This window comes from Nonomuraea sp. NPDC052129 (assembly GCF_040680095.1).
In the GTDB taxonomy this organism is placed as follows: domain Bacteria; phylum Actinomycetota; class Actinomycetes; order Streptosporangiales; family Streptosporangiaceae; genus Nonomuraea.
In genome coordinates this window covers 26,274-40,589 of the sequence record NZ_JBFAVX010000033.1, presented here as the reverse complement: position 1 = coordinate 40,589, position 14,316 = coordinate 26,274, and the positions used below count along the sequence as shown (strand labels likewise).

11 protein-coding genes are annotated in these 14,316 nt (G+C 71.1%); 4 read left to right on the top strand and 7 right to left on the bottom strand.

What is annotated here, in order from left to right:
- Positions 1-3: 3 nt before the first annotated feature.
- Both AB0L53_RS45915 and AB0L53_RS45910 read right to left on the bottom strand, forming a co-directional pair.
- Positions 4-1,263: an ATP-binding protein gene (locus AB0L53_RS45915; RefSeq protein WP_364008996.1), complete on the bottom strand. Its 1,260-nt coding sequence runs from the start codon at positions 1,261-1,263 to the stop codon at positions 4-6.
- Entirely contained in the window at positions 1,260-3,482 is a 2,223-nt protein-coding gene (locus tag AB0L53_RS45910; RefSeq protein WP_364008993.1) for a TerB N-terminal domain-containing protein, read from the bottom strand. The genes AB0L53_RS45915 and AB0L53_RS45910 overlap by 4 nt, the downstream gene beginning before the upstream one ends.
- A 369-nt stretch (positions 3,483-3,851) precedes the next feature.
- On the opposite strand from AB0L53_RS45910, the gene AB0L53_RS45905 reads away from it, so the two are divergent.
- Together AB0L53_RS45905 and AB0L53_RS45900 are read left to right on the top strand one after the other, a co-directional pair.
- On the top strand, positions 3,852-5,240 hold the full coding sequence (locus AB0L53_RS45905) for a tetratricopeptide repeat protein (protein WP_364008990.1): 1,389 nt from the start codon (positions 3,852-3,854) through the stop codon (positions 5,238-5,240).
- A gap of 106 nt (positions 5,241-5,346) precedes the next feature.
- On the top strand, positions 5,347-6,171 hold the full coding sequence (locus tag AB0L53_RS45900; RefSeq protein ID WP_364008987.1) for a PIG-L family deacetylase: 825 nt from the start codon (positions 5,347-5,349) through the stop codon (positions 6,169-6,171).
- A 55-nt stretch (positions 6,172-6,226) separates the two neighbouring features.
- On the opposite strand, the gene AB0L53_RS45895 is transcribed toward AB0L53_RS45900, so the two are convergent.
- The 4 genes from AB0L53_RS45895 to AB0L53_RS45880 are packed head-to-tail and all read right to left on the bottom strand — an operon-like array spanning position 6,227 to position 10,007.
- Positions 6,227-7,237, bottom strand: a complete 1,011-nt coding sequence (locus AB0L53_RS45895) for a LacI family DNA-binding transcriptional regulator (protein ID WP_364008985.1) — start codon at positions 7,235-7,237, stop codon at positions 6,227-6,229.
- Between the two features lie 10 nt (positions 7,238-7,247).
- Positions 7,248-8,054 carry an ATP-binding cassette domain-containing protein gene (locus AB0L53_RS45890; RefSeq protein WP_357957305.1) on the bottom strand — a complete coding sequence of 269 codons (807 nt, stop codon included), beginning with the start codon at positions 8,052-8,054 and terminating at the stop codon, positions 7,248-7,250.
- Positions 8,051-9,013: an ABC transporter permease gene (locus AB0L53_RS45885; RefSeq protein WP_364008982.1), complete on the bottom strand. Its 963-nt coding sequence runs from the start codon at positions 9,011-9,013 to the stop codon at positions 8,051-8,053. The genes AB0L53_RS45890 and AB0L53_RS45885 overlap by 4 nt, the downstream gene beginning before the upstream one ends.
- Positions 9,014-9,023: 10 nt before the next feature.
- Positions 9,024-10,007 (bottom strand): sugar ABC transporter substrate-binding protein, encoded by a 984-nt coding sequence (locus AB0L53_RS45880; RefSeq protein ID WP_358433357.1) that lies wholly within the window; start codon positions 10,005-10,007, stop codon positions 9,024-9,026.
- Between the two features lie 150 nt (positions 10,008-10,157).
- On the opposite strand from AB0L53_RS45880, the gene AB0L53_RS45875 reads away from it, so the two are divergent.
- On the top strand, positions 10,158-11,087 hold the full coding sequence (locus tag AB0L53_RS45875) for a carbohydrate kinase (protein ID WP_364008978.1): 930 nt from the start codon (positions 10,158-10,160) through the stop codon (positions 11,085-11,087).
- Between the two features lie 24 nt (positions 11,088-11,111).
- Here the strand turns inward: AB0L53_RS45875 and AB0L53_RS45870 are convergent, their stop codons facing one another.
- A complete protein-coding gene (locus AB0L53_RS45870) occupies positions 11,112-12,656 on the bottom strand; it encodes a beta-N-acetylhexosaminidase (protein WP_364008975.1) in 1,545 nt (514 codons plus the stop codon).
- 160 nt (positions 12,657-12,816) lie between these two features.
- Between AB0L53_RS45870 and AB0L53_RS45865 the strand changes: the two genes are divergently transcribed.
- A complete protein-coding gene (locus tag AB0L53_RS45865; RefSeq protein ID WP_364008972.1) occupies positions 12,817-14,301 on the top strand; it encodes an alpha/beta hydrolase in 1,485 nt (494 codons plus the stop codon).
- Positions 14,302-14,316 lie beyond the last annotated feature (15 nt).

The following is a 14,316-nucleotide window of genomic DNA, read 5'->3' as shown; positions in this document are numbered from 1 at the left end:
TGGTCACACCGGGCGGTCGTCCTCCTCCTCGGCCGACAGGTCCACCCCCGGCAGGAGCCGCCGCCAGCTCGCCCCAGAATCCTGCTCCAGTACGGCCAGCAGATCGCAGAACGCCTTGAACGTCGCCCGGGGCATCCGGTAGTACCACTCCCCCACGCGCCCGAAGCAGTGGTGCATGAAGGCCACCAGCGCGTCGTCGTCCACGAGGTACCGCCCGTCCTCGCCGGAGGCGTAGACGAACCGGATCTTGGCCAGCGCCACGTACAGCTCCTCCGCCGTCAGCGCCGCCAGCCGGAGCACCGGCCCACCGTTATTCACCGGCCCGGCGTGATCCATCAGCCCGGGCTCGGTGAAGGCGCGCGCGCCCAGCCGCCGGCGCAGCGGCACGTGGCTGAAAAGCCCGCTGTGTCCGTCCATGAGAAACTCGGGAGTGCCCCCGAACACGAACCCCAGATGCGGCACTCCCCCGATGACGATGCTCAAAATCTGCTCGTAGTTGGCATCGCGGGCCTGCGGAGAGGCGAGCCTGAACAGGTTGACCAGCTCGTCCAGGAAGACGAGCACCCCGCCATACCCGGCCAGCCGGACGAACCGGCTCATCAGCGCGAGATGATCGAGCACGGTCGAGTCGCCGATGATCGACCGCACGCCGAGCGCCGACCTGGCCTCCGCCGCGGTCGGGTACTCCGCGCGCAGCCAGCGCAGCGCGGCCGACTTGAGGTGCTCGTCGCCCGTGTCGTGGCCGCGCCAGTACGCCCCGACGACCGCGGCGAAGTCGTGGCCGCCCGGACGCGCCTCCAGATGGGCCAGGCGTTCCCTGATCGCCTCGCCGGGGTCGGTGCCCGCCTGGCGGGCCTCGTCGAGCACGGTGGACAGGAAACGTTCGACGACGGCGGCCAGCGCGCCGCCGGTGGGTCGGGCGCGGGTGGCCATGCTGCGGGCCAGCTCGGTGTAGAGGGCGCGGGCCTGGCCCTCCTCCGAGTGCAGCCGATGGTCGGCGGTGATGTCGGCGTGCAGGGTGACCAACCGCTTGTCCAACGCCACCGAGCGCGCCAGGTGCAGCAGGAACGTCTTGCCCGCCCCGTGCTCGCCGATGACGAGCCGGACGGCCGAGCCGCCCACCACGACCCGTTCGATGTCGCCGGTCAGAACCGCCAGCTCGGCGGTACGACCGGCCTGGATGTGGCGCTGCCCGATCAGCGGGACCACCCCTGCCCGCAGCGCCTTGAGGAGGGCGTCGCGTTCGCGGGCCCGAACGGTCACTTCAGCATCTCCCCCAGCAGTAGCCGGTCGATCAGGATCGGGTCGTCTCCGTCGAGCAGCGGATCGCCCGCGCTCTCGTAGGCGGCCTCGTTGACGCGGTCCATCGCGCCCTCCGGCAGCAGTTTCCAGGCGTCGGCGAGCATCTCGAACTGACCCCGGGCGAGTTGCGGCTGATCGACGGCGGCCAGGGCGCGGACCAGGCCGGAGTGGCGGCTGTCCAGCCCCGCGACCGGGGGCACCGGAGGAGGCGGGGCGGCTGTGGGGGGCGGCTCATCACCGGCGAGCAGTGAATCGAGCAGCGTCCCCACCCTGGCCGTCTCGACGAGCCGGGCGACGGCGCGCCCGTTGGACACCGTCGGGGCGCTGAGGACGGGCACCCCGAAGACGGGCGCTCCCGGAACGACCTGCCGTACGGGCATGTGGAACCCGGACGGGTAAGGCATGTCGCGGCCGGACAGATAGGGCATGTCGCCGCGTGGCGGAGGCACCTGCTGGGCGGGCGCGTGCGGGAAGTACGCCAGCTGGATCGGCGCATGCCGCACCGCGATGTACGGGGAGCCCCCCGCACGCCCGGCGGGCTCGGGATCCCGATCCAGCCCCAGCAGCCAGTGGATCCTGGTGAGCAGTTCGGCCTCGTCCGGCGTGAGGTGCCCGTTGGCGCCGGTCACGTCCCTCAGGAACTCCGCCACATAGCCACGCTCGGACCGGTCGATCTCCTGGACGCGAGCGGCCAGACCAGCCAGCGGCACATCCGCCGCGAGCACCCACTCCATATGCGCACGCAGCCGGGCCCGCTCACCGGGCGTGAGACTCAGCACCCGCTCGAGATGCTCGCTCAGCCGACGGTACGCGGCCTGACGTGCCTGGTCCCTCGCGTGATCCGGCGGATTCAGCGCGTCCTCGCCCGGGGCTCTCGCGACGGCGGCCAGGTGCAGCAGTACGGTGGCCGCCCGGTACACCTCGGACGCCGCCGCCGTCGGCCCGTCCGGCGCCGCGAACAAGGCCATCACCCCCGCGCCCGGCATCGGACCGCCCAGACGCGGGTCCGGCTCGATCCCCACCCCGGCCCGCCCGAGGATCTGGGCCAGCGCGATGACGTCCTTCCTGGCGGGCTCGGGCGTGGACAGCAGGGCGACGAACTTCTCGGCGGGCACGAGCGCGGTCTCCTGCCCCGCGAGCGCGCCCAGCGCCCACCGCACCGCCCGCCCGGCACCGCCGGAGCCCAGGTCGAGCAGCTCGGCGGGCAGCAGCGCCTGGGCCCGAACGCTCTGCTTCGCGCCGGGCAGCCGACCCAGGAAGCGGCTGTACGCCTCCAACTCGGAGCAGCACTCCTCGGCCAGCGCGAACAGTTGCCGGGTGGGCGCGGCGAGCGTCAGCACATCGGGGACGCCGGGCAGCACCGGCGGGGCCCCGGCGAACCCGGAGCTCGCGGGCCGATACTCGAAGGCCAACTCCTTGGATCCGGGCCGGACGACGAGCCCTTCGCCGTGACGTGCCGCGTACCGCCGCTGGAACAGCGCCCCGAACTCCGCCGGGCATCGCGTCGCCGGCGCGCCCGGCCGGTAGGCCGGGTGGCCGCGCAGCCAGGCCAGCGCCCAGTCGGCGGGCACCGGTTCGCCCCGCGCGGCCAGCTCCCCCAGCCGGGCCCGCATCGCGAACGCCGCGCCGGTCACCTCGGGCTCGCACAGAGCGGCCAGCAGCTCCGCGAACGGCCCCGCGTGCCGCTCGAAGGCGTCGTGCCGGGAATAGACGCCGAGCAGGCGGCGCACCTCCTCGTGGATGACCGGCAACTCCTCCTGCGCCGTGGAGCGGTCCAGGTGCAGGTCGTGTAGCACGCGACGTTCGAGGCCGTAGAAATAGAGGAAAACGTAGCCGAGAGGCGTCCGCGAATAGCATCGCCCGTCGGCGAGCCAGCTCAGATAGGCGGCCCGCGAGGGCGGCGGGAGGGCGGCGTAGCTGGGCCAGCGGTCGAGCCCCTGACCGTCCCAGTCCGGCTGCGTCATGTCCACCGGCAGTTCAGGGTCGATCAGCGACGGCTCCACCGACATTCCGGACGCGGACGGCAGCTCGGAGCCCACGTAGAGCAGGCCGCCGATGATGTTCAGGCCGGCGAGATGGATGGCGCTGCCGGCGGGCAGCCACGGCCCCTCCGGCGACGCGGGTGAGGCGGCTTTGGCCTGGCCGGATGACGCATGGCGGCCACGCGCGCGGTACACCACCGGCCCTCCTCCACCTCACCACGAAATAGACAGGGATTGCACCCTAACGCCCCCGCCATTGCCCGACATATCGCTCCAGGCCCTCGTTACAATCTTGAATCCCGACCCCGCCGGCCATTTAGCGGACCGGCCGAAAAACCTTTTCTAACCGCGCTGATGACCGGGGTCCGCGGCCATTGGTAATGGAGCTTCCACGACCAGGCGCTTCCCCCGCCGAAACGGCTTACACGCCCGGATCCGGAGGCGCCGCCGACGGTCTCGACGGGCCGCTGAGAGCGGCGCCGGATCGGCGCCGACGAGGCCGCTGACGCAGGATCGGAGGCGCACGCCGCCCCGGCTCCTGCGACCGGCCGCCTTTATAGTGGCCGGGTGACCGACGACCAGCACGGGCTGGCGATGAGCGGCGCGGGCGGTGCCGCCGCCCGCCACTACGACCGGGCGATCGACGAGCTGCTGCACTTCCGCGCGGAGGTCGACGTCGAGGCCGCCGCCGCCCTGGCCGAGGCGCCCGACTTCCCGATGGGCCAGGTCCTGACCGCCTACCTCGGGCTGCTGACCACGGAGGTGGAGGACGCGCGCACGGCCAGGCAGCGGTTCGCCGCCTGGCGCGGCCGTAGCGACGCCGCACTCCTGCCCCGCGAACGCGCGCACGTCGAAGCCGTCCAGGCGCTGCTCGACGGCGACTTCCTGACCTGCGGCAGGCTCCTCGGCGCGATCACCGAGCAATACCCCCGCGACGCCCTGGCGCTGGCCGCGGGGCACCAGGTCGACTTCTTCACCGGCGACGCCCGCTCGCTGCGCGACAGGATCGGCGGCGCGCTCAACGCCTGGCACGAGGACGACCGGCACTACGGTCACGTGCTCGGGATGTACGCGTTCGGGCTGGAGGAGGCCGGGCACTACGACCGGTCGGAGGACGTGGGGCTGCGGGCGGTCGAGCTGAACGCCCGCGACGTCTGGGGCATCCACGCGGTCGTGCACACCTACGAGATGCAGGGCCGGTTCGGCGACGGCATCCGCTACCTCGACGCCCGCCTCGGCGATTGGTCGACCGGCACGTTCTTCAACGTACACACCTGGTGGCACTACGCCCTCTACGCGCTGGAGGCCGGCGACATCGGCCGGGCTCTGGCCATCTACGACGCGGCGCTGGCCGGCGGTCAGGGCTCGATGGAACTGCTCGACGCCGCCGCGCTGCTGTGGCGACTGCTTCTGGAGGGCTCCGGCCAGCACGAACGCTGGCGGGCGCTGGCCGACGCGTGGCCCGCCAAGGTGGCCGAGCCGTTCTACGCCTTCAACGACATGCACGCTGTCATGTCGTACGTGGGCGCGGGCCGGGTCGCGGAGGCCGAGAGGCTCATCGCGAGCCGGGAGACCTATCTGTCCGAACCCCACCCGAACATCACCAACCACGCCATGACCGCCCGCGTCGGCCTGCCGGTCTGCCGGTCGCTGGTCGCCTTCGGCCGGGGCGACTACGACGCGGTCGTGGACCTGCTCTATCCGATCAGGCATCGGGTCAACGAGTTCGGCGGCAGCCACGCGCAGCGGGACGCCGTACAGAAGACGCTCCTGGAGGCGGCACTGCGCGGCGGGCGCCGGGATCTGGCGCGGGTGCTGGTCAGCGAGCGGATCAGCGTGCGGCCGTGCAGCCCGTTCAACTGGCTCAAGCAGGGCGCCCTCGCCGAGGCGCTCGGCGACCGCGCGGCGGCCGCGACGGCCCGCCTCCGAGCCGACGAACTGACCCACCGCACCTGACCCCTTGAGACGGCCCCCTCCGCCCCGGCCCGCCGGACCTGGCCCCTCGGAAGTACGGCTGGCCGCCCCGCCGCAACTGTCGGTGCCGCCCAGTAGGGTCTGCATCATGGATCGGCAACTCACCCTGATGGCCGTGCACGCCCACCCCGACGACGAATGCCTGAGCACTGGCGGCGTCTTCGCTCGTTATGCCGACGAGGGCATCCGCACGGTCCTGGTCACCTGCACCAACGGCGAGCAGGGCGACGGGCCCGGCGGCGTCAAGCCCGGCGACCCCGGCCACGTCGCCGAAGAGGTGGCCGAGCGGCGGCTGGCGGAGCTGCGCGAGTCGGTGGGGCACCTGGGCATCGACCACCTGGAGCTGCTCGGCTACCGCGACTCCGGCATGGACGGCTGGGACACCAACGCTCACCCCGACGCCTTCGCCAACGTGCCCGTCGACCTGGCCGCCGGTCGGCTAGGCGAGCTGATAAAGCAATATCGCCCGCAGGTCGTGGTCACCTATGACGAGACCGGCGGCAGCGGCTACAACCACCCCGACCACGTCCAGGCCCATCGCATCACGGTCGCGGCCGTCGAGGCGACCGGCGTCGCCGACAAGCTTTACTACACGGCCCTCCCCCGCTCGGCGATGAAGCGCATGTTCGAGCTCGTCCGCAGCAGCGGCATCGACCTGGGCGACTTCGAGCCCTCCGACGACTTCGGCACCCCCGACGAGCTCGTGACCGCCGTCGTCGACGTCGCCCCCTACGTCGAACGCAAGCTCAAGGCACTGCGGGCGCACGCGAGCCAGGGCGACAACATCTTCCTGTTCCAGATGCCCGAAGAGGCCCAGCAGATGGCGTTCTCCACCGAGGCGTTCACCCGGATCGTCAATCACGTGACGGCGGCACCGGACCACGAGGACGACCTGTTCGCGGGTCTGCGCTGACCTGAAAGGGCCTCGCCGATGGGCGGGGCCTTTCCCGTACGGAAACAGGATCGGCTCAGGAGAGCGCCGGCAACTCCCCCGACCCCCGGACGATCAGCCGGGTGGGCACCAGTGGTCGCCGGGCGCGGGAGCGGTCGCCGTCCAGGCGCGACAGCACCAGCTTCGCCGCCACCTCCCCGATGGCCGCCGGATCCTGCGCCACGACGGTGAGCGGCGGGTCCAGGACCTCCGCCAGCGGCAGGTCGTCGAACCCCACCAGCGCCACGTCCCGCCGCCCCGCCCGGGCCAGTGCGACCACCGCCCCCATGGAGGCCAGGTTGTTGGCCGCGAACAGCGCAGTGGGCGGGCGGTCGAGGGCGAGCAGGCGCAGGGTGGCCGCGCGGGCCGCCTCCTGGTCGTGGCCCGTCTCCACCAGGGTGCGGTCGAACGGCAGGCCCGCCTGCTCCAGAGCGTCGCGGTAGCCCTGGAAGCGTTCACGGCGGGTGTAGAGAGTGGCGGGCAGGTCACCGATGAAGCCGATCCGGCGGTGGCCGTACCCGATCAGATGCTCGATGCCGGCCTGCGCGCCGGCCCGGTTGCCGCTGACCACGCTGTCGGCTGTCAGGCCGACGGCCGGGCGGTCGAGGAAGACGATGGGCAGGCCGGCGACCCGCTCCGTACGCAGATAGCGGTGGTCGCTGCCGGCCGAGGGGACCACGATGAGGGCGCTGACCCGCCGGGCCAGGAAGGTGGCGATCAGGGACTGCTCCAGTTCGGCGGTCTCGCTGGAGGAGCCGACGATGAGGGTCAGGCCGCGGGCCCGGACGGCGTTCTCGATGCCGCCCGCCACCGTGCCGAAGAACGGGTTGCCCATCTCGGGGATGACCAGCCCGATCGCGGCGTCCCTGGCGCCGACCCGCATGTTGCGCGCCATCAGGTTGGGCTGGTAGCCCAGCTTGCGGACCGCGGCCATGACGCGTTCGCGCGTCTCGATGGCCACGGGTCCGTCGTCGTTGAGCACCCGTGAGACGGTCTTGGCGGTGACGCCCACCTCACGGGCCACGTCTGTCATGGTGGGACGCCGCATTTCGCCCATGCTAGAGGCCGATCGCCTCCGCCGCGTCCTTGTCCGTCACGACCGACTTGCCCTCCGACACCTGGAGTGCTCCGGTCATGATGGCGACGACCTCGGCCATGCTGTGGTCGCCCGGCTTGATCTGGGCGACGCGGCGGCCGAGCCGCTGGACGTGGATGCGGTCGGCGATCTCGAAGACGTGCGGCATGTTGTGGCTGATCAGGACGACGGGCATGCCGCGGTCGCGGACCCGCTTGATCATGTCCAGCACCTGCCCCGACTCCTTGACGCCGAGTGCGGCGGTCGGCTCGTCCATGACCACGACGTGGGAGGCCCAGGCCACGGCCCTGGCCACGGCCACGCCCTGCCGCTGGCCGCCGGACAGCGACTCGACGGGCTGGGTGAGGGAGCGCAGGCCGATCTTCAGGTCGGCCATGTGCTTGGCCGACTCCTCGCGCATCCGCTTCTTGTCGAGCATCCGGAAGATCGTGCCGAGCGGTCCTGGCTTGCGGAGCTCGCGGCCGAGGAACATGTTCGTCGAGATGTCGAGCGAGGCGGCGACGGCGAGTTCCTGGTAGACGGTCTCGATGCCGAGCCGGCGCGCCTCAAGGGGGTCGCGGATGCGGACGGGCTTGCCGTCGAGCAGGATCTCGCCCTCGTCCGGCTGCAGCGCGCCGGTCAGCGCCTTGATCAGGCTGGTCTTGCCGGCGCCGTTGTCGCCGATGACGGCGAGCACCTCGCCGGGCATCAGGTCGAAGTCGGCGCCGTCGAGCGCGACCACGTGGCCGTATCGCTTGACCAGGCCGCGGGCCTGGAGCACGGGGGTCATCGGGTCCTCCTGCGGGAGAGCTGGTCGACGGCGACGGCGAGGATCACCAGGATGCCGGTGATGAGCGTCTGGTAAATCGACGGTACGCCCATGAGCTGCAGGCCGTTACGGAAGACCCCCACGATGAGGGCGCCGATCAGCGTGCCGAGCACCAGGCCCCGGCCGCCGAACAGGCTGGTCCCGCCGAGTACGACCGCGGTGATGCTGTCGAGGTTGTCCGTCTGACCGGCCTGCGGGTCGCCCACGCCGGTCCTGGAGACGAGCAGCAGGGCGGCGATGCCGTACACGAGGCCCGCGACGGTGTAGACGCTGATCGTCAGCCGCTGTGTGCGGATGCCGGTCAGCCGCGCGACCTCCTGGCTGTTGCCGAGCGCGTACACGTGACGGCCCCACGCGGTGTACCCCAGCAGGTAGGCGAAGAGCAGGAACAGCAGGATCGTGAGCAGCGACCCGTAGGTGACGTTCGTGCCGCCGACCCTGAACGTCTGCCCCAGGAAGGTCAGCGCGTTCGGCAGGTCGGTGACCGTCTGGTCCCCGGAGTAGATGTGGGTCAGCGCGAACACCACGTTCAGCATGCCCAGCGTGACGATGAACGGCGGCAGCGAGATCCGGGTCACCAGCAGCCCGTTCGCCAGCCCGAACGCGGCGCAGACGGCGAGTCCGGCGGCGACCGCGAGCAGCGGGGGCAGGCCGCTGCCGACGGCCAGCTTGGTCATCACGATGCCGCCGAACGCCATGATCGCGCCGTTGGACAGGTCGATGCCGGCGGTCAGGATGATGAGCGTCTGGCCGATGGCGAGCGTGCCGACGACCATCACCTGCTGGATGATCAGGGAGAAGTTGCCGCCGGTGAGGAACTGGTCGCTGTTGACCGCGAAGAACACGCAGGCCAGCACGAGCGCGGCCAGCGGTCCCGCCGTCGGTGTGGTGATGATGCGGCGCGGCAGCGTCGCTTCCATGACGGCCATGTCAGCCCCAGCAGTTCGCCAGGCCGAAGGTGGTGTCCTTGGACTCCACTCCCGGAACGGCCTTGTCGGTGATCAGGGTGACGCCGGTGTCGATGTAGCCCTTGGGCTTGGCCCCGCCCTTGGCGAAATCGGCGACGGCCTTGACGCCGTCCTCGGCCATCTTCAGCGGGTACTGCTGCGAGGTCGCGGCGATCTGCCCGCTCTTCACGGCCTTGACGCCGGTGCAGCCGCCGTCCACCGAGACGATCAGCACCTCCTTCTCGCGGCCCTTGGCCTTGAGCGCGGTGTAGGCGCCGAGCGCGGCGGGCTCGTTGATGGTGTAGACGAGGTTGATGTCGGGCGCCTTCTGCAGGCAGTTCTCCATCGCCTCCTGGCCCTTGGACTGGTCACCGCGGGTGTCCTGGGAGCAGGCGATGGACGGGTCGCCGTTGGCGATGCCGAAGCCCTTCAGGAAGCCGTCGTGGCGCAGCTGGCCGACCGTGATGCCGGGCGCCAGGTCCAGCGTGGCGATCTTGGCGGTCTTGCCGGCCATGGCGCCCTTGGCGTACTGGCCGATCAGCTCGCCCGCCTTGAGGTTGTCGGTGGCGAACAGCGCGTCTGTGGCGTCCTGCGGGTCCGTCGGGGTGTCCAGCGCGATCACCACGACGCCGGCGTCCCTGGCCTTCTTGATCGCGGGCACGATCGCCTTGGTGTCGTTGGGCGTGATGAGGATGCCCTTCACCCCGGCCGCGACCATGTTCTCAATGGCAGTGAGCTGGGAGGCGTTGTCCCCGTCGAACTTGCCCGCCGCGGTCATCAGCTCCAGACCCGACGTCTTGGCGGCCTGCTGCGCGCCTTCCTTCATCTTGACGAAGAACGGGTTGGTCTCCGTCTTCGTGATCAGCCCGACCTTGTTGGTGCTGGTGGAGGCCTTCTGCTCGTTGCCGCCACAGCCGGTGACGAGGAGCGCGGCGGCCAGAAGTCCGGCCGAGAGCCTAGCAATCATGGTGGCTTCCTATCAGGGATGATTCAATGTCATCGTTGACATATGTCAACGTTGACATTCGCCGTGCTGCGATGATGGACTCCCTTTCTAGAAACGTCAATGCCCCCTGGGTGTAACAAATCTGCAAACATGGCTGAAAGGTTGGCCCTGATGATCGCTGTCCTGGGCGAATGCGTCGCGGACGCCTTCGCCGACCGGCGCCCCGGCGAGCTGGAGCTCCGGGTTCTGCCGGGCGGCGGACCCGCCAACACGGCGGTGGCTCTGGCCCGGCTCGGCACCTCGACGCGGTTCCTGGGGCGCGTGTCGGCGGATGTGTTCGGCGAGCTGTTCCGCGAGCACCTCGCCTCCTCCGGGGTGGACCTGTCGGCCTGCGTACCGGCCGCCGAGCCGAGCACGCTGGCGGTGGCCTCACTCGACGAGCGGGGCCAGGCGGCCTACAGCTTCCACGCCGTGGGCACCGCCGACTGGCAGTGGACGGCCGAAGAGCTGGCCGCCGTCGACCCGAGCGGGTGGTCCTGCCTGCACACAGGGTCTCTGGCGCTGGTCAGGCGGCCGGGCAGCGCCGCAGTGGAGTCGTTCGCGGCGGACGCCCGCGCGCACGCGACGGTCTCGATCGACCCGAACGTACGGCCCAGCCTGGCCGGCCGGGACGCCTACCCGGTGGAGCGCTGGTGCGCGGTCGCCGACATCCTCAAGCTCAGCGACGACGACCTGTCCTTCCTCATGCCGGATCAGCCATTGGAACGTGCCTGCGACACCTGGCACGCGGCCGGGGCCAAGCTCATCGTGATCACCCGGGGCGCGGACGGCGCGCTGGTGTCGCTGGACGGGGAGCGCACGACCGTACGGGCGCCCCGGGTCAAGGTCGTCGACACCGTGGGCGCCGGTGACTCCTTCACCGCCGGGCTGCTGCACCGGCTGGGCGTACGGGGACTGCTCGGCGGCCGCCTGGACGGGCTGGACCTGGAGACGGCCGCCGACGCCGCCGCCTTCGCGGCCCGGGTGGCGGCGCTGACCTGCTCGGTCGCGGGGGCCAACCCGCCGTGGGCCCACCAGCTCAACGAGACCGCCGGGCGGTGACGTCGTACAAGATCACCAGTTGATTCAGGAACCGGCGGGCCAGGTGATCTGCCCGGAGTGGTAGTAGTTCACACCCTGGACGCGCCAGCGCGGCCCCTGGGCGCCGAGCCGCTGCTTGAAGGCGGTCCAGTCGTGCTTGGCGTACGGGGACCAGCCCAGCTCGGCGACGGCGGGCAGGCGCGGGAAGGCCATGTACTCGATGTCGGCCGACGTCCTGATCGTCTCGGTCCACAGCGGCGCCTCCACGCCCAGAACCTGCTGGGCCGGCAGGCCGGTCAGGTAGGTGCCCGGGTTCCAGCCGTAGGCGTCCTTGACCTCGATCAGCCCGGCCCAGTCCTGGCCGAGCGGGGTGCGCCGGTTGTACTTCATGTCGAGGTAGGCGCGGCTGGCCGGGGACATGATGACCTTCCGCCCGGCGCTCGCGACGGCGCTGTCGTCCGGCGTGGTGCCCCAGTATTGAGCGACCGTGGAGGGCAGCGGCGTCGCCTTGACGATGTCGTGCCAGCCGATGACGGTCTTGCCGTGCGCGGCGGCGATGGCCTGCGCCCGGTTCATGAACGCGGCGTAGTCGGCCGGCTTGGTGGAGCTGGCCTCGTCGCCGCCGAGGTGCAGGTAGGGGCCGGGGGTGAGCGCGGCCAGCTCGCCGAGCACCTGGTCGATGAAGGTGTAGGTGAGCTCCTTCGACGTGCACAGCGAGCTGAAGCCGACGTCGGTGCCGGTGTACAGGGGCGGCGCGACGCCGTCGCAGTTCAGCTCGGCGTAGGAGGCCAGGGCGGCGTTCGTGTGGCCGGGCAGGTCGATCTCGGGCACGACCGTGATGTTGCGGGCCGCGGCGTAGGCCACGAGCTCCTGGTACTGGGCCTTGGTGTAGTAGCCGCCCGGATCGCCGCCGACGGCGGTGCTGCCGCCGTAGGTGGCCAGCCGGGGCCAGGAGTCGACGACGATCCGCCAGCCCTGGTCGTCGGACAGGTGCAGGTGCAGGTAGTTGATCTTGTAGAGGGCGATCTGGTCGATGTACCGCTGGACGGCGGCCAAGGGGAAGAAGTGGCGGGCGACGTCGAGCATGGCGCCGCGGTAGGCGTAGCGCGGCGCGTCGGTGATCCGCCCGCCCTGCACGGGCCACGGTCCCGGCTGGACGCTCGCGCTGTCGGCCGCGTACGGCAGCAGCTGCCGCAGCGTCTGCACTCCGTTGAACAGCCCGGCGGCCCCGTTGGCCAGCACGGTGATCCCGGTGGCGGTCACGTCGAGGCGGTAGGCCTCCTCACCGCCGCTCACGCTGCCCAGCCGCAGCGAGATGCCGTCGGCGGGCGGCGCGGCCACGATCGCCACGGGGAAGCCGGTCGAGCGCCGCAGCTGCCGGGCCAGCTGCTCGCCGACGGCGGGGACGTCGCTGTAGAGGCTGGTGGCCGAGGTGATCCGGTAGGTGACCCCGGCGGCGGGCGTCGCGCTGACCGGCGCGGGGACCACCCCGCCGAAGCTCAGGGGCGCGGCGGCGCGCGCGCTCGGGGAGGCGGAGACCGACGTGGCGACGAGCGCCGCCACCAGGATCAGCACTGTGCGCAGGCTCATGGCCTCACCATACGGACGTGATCCGCGCTAGTAAAGAAACTTTCCAAATAACGCTTGCACGCGCTCGGCCAGCGGCCTTCAAGAGCCTCGCAACCACCGCGCCCAACCATCGGAGAGTCACTAAGCGATATCCACTCGGCCGCCAGACGAGGACAGAGATATGCGACGCCTTCTCGGGGTCATCACCCCGTTAGTCATCGGCCTGCTCTCCGCGGGTCTGGTCACCGCCGAGCCCGCGACGGCGCAGCCCGCGCGGACGGCCGACACACCGCCCGGCCTGAGCGCCTACTACGGCCAGCGGCTCGCCTGGACCCCCTGCAAGGGGGGTTTCCAGTGCGCGAAGCTCAAGGTCCCGCTCGACTACACCAAGCCGTCGGGCAAGCGGATCGAGATCGCCGTGATCAAACTGCCGGCGAAGGGCGGCAAGCGCCTGGGCTCCGTGGTGATCAACTTCGGCGGCCCCGGCGGGTCGGGCGTCGACCTGCTGAGAGGCGCCGCGAAGGTGAAGTTCACCGCCGCCCTCCGCTCGCGCTTCGACCTGGTCAGCTTCGATCCGCGCGGCGTGGGCGCCTCCACGCCCGTGCGCTGCATGCCCACCCAGGTGGCGGACTGGTACCACTCCGTCGACAACACCCCGGACTCGCGGGCCGAGGTGAAGATGTACAACTACGCGCAGTTGCGGCTCGCGCAGGCGTGCCAGGCCAACTCCGGCGCGCTCCTGCCCTTCGTGGGCACGCCGAACGCCGCGCGTGACATGGACGTGCTGCGCGCCGGTCTCGGCGAGTCGCGCATGACCTACCTCGGTTTCTCGTACGGCACGCTGCTCGGCGCCACGTACGCGAACCTGTTCCCGGCCAGGGTGCGCGCGATGGTGCTCGACGGCGCCGAGGACCCCACGACGACGGCGACGGAGTTCGGCGCGGGCCAGCAGGACGGCTTCGGCGTGGCCTTCGAGTCCTTCGCGCGGGACTGCTTCAAGCACAAGGACTGCCCCTTCAAGAAGCACACGGTCACCGCGGTCACCAAGCAGATGCGTGCCCTGCACGACCGGACCGAGAAGGCGCCGCTGGTCAACACCTATGACGGCAGGCAGGCCACGCAGGCGATCGTGTACACCGGCCTCTACAGCCTCCTGTACGACCAGCGGTCGTGGCCGGCCCTGCGGCAGGGGCTCGGCACGGCGTTCAAGGGCGACGGCACGCTGCTGCTGCAGTACGCCGACCAGTACAACGAGCGCGGCCTCGACGCGACCTACGCCAACATGATGGAGGCGCACGCGGCCATCGACTGCCTCGACCACCCGACCTGGCGGCGAGCGGTGCGCCAGGCCAAGGCGATCGGCTCCGGCAAGGTCGTGGCCAGTGCGTGCGACTTCTGGCCGGTCAGGAGCAAGACGGTCAACAGGGCCATCCATGCCAAGGGCGCACCGCCCATCCTGGTGGTCGGCACCCTGCGCGACCCCGCCACGCCGTACAAGTGGGCCAAGGCGCTGGCCTCTCAGCTGTCCTCGGGCGTGCTGCTGAGCTTCGACGGCGACGGCCACACCGCCTACGGCACCGGCTCGGCCTGCGTGAACACCTCCGTCGACCGCTACCTGATCACCCGGGTGCCGCCGCGCGACGGGAAGATGTGCCCGAAGATCTGACCCGGCCCCGGTCGT

Coding starts and splice junctions, on each gene's coding strand:
- AB0L53_RS45885 (WP_364008982.1), bottom strand. CDS start 9,013: ATGGAAGCGACGCTGCCGCGCCGCATCATCACCACACCGACGGCGGGA.
- AB0L53_RS45900 (WP_364008987.1), top strand. CDS start 5,347: ATGGATCGGCAACTCACCCTGATGGCCGTGCACGCCCACCCCGACGAC.
- AB0L53_RS45875 (WP_364008978.1), top strand. CDS start 10,158: ATGATCGCTGTCCTGGGCGAATGCGTCGCGGACGCCTTCGCCGACCGG.
- AB0L53_RS45890 (WP_357957305.1), bottom strand. CDS start 8,054: ATGACCCCCGTGCTCCAGGCCCGCGGCCTGGTCAAGCGATACGGCCAC.
- AB0L53_RS45880 (WP_358433357.1), bottom strand. CDS start 10,007: ATGATTGCTAGGCTCTCGGCCGGACTTCTGGCCGCCGCGCTCCTCGTC.
- AB0L53_RS45865 (WP_364008972.1), top strand. CDS start 12,817: ATGCGACGCCTTCTCGGGGTCATCACCCCGTTAGTCATCGGCCTGCTC.
- AB0L53_RS45870 (WP_364008975.1), bottom strand. CDS start 12,656: ATGAGCCTGCGCACAGTGCTGATCCTGGTGGCGGCGCTCGTCGCCACG.
- AB0L53_RS45895 (WP_364008985.1), bottom strand. CDS start 7,237: ATGCGGCGTCCCACCATGACAGACGTGGCCCGTGAGGTGGGCGTCACC.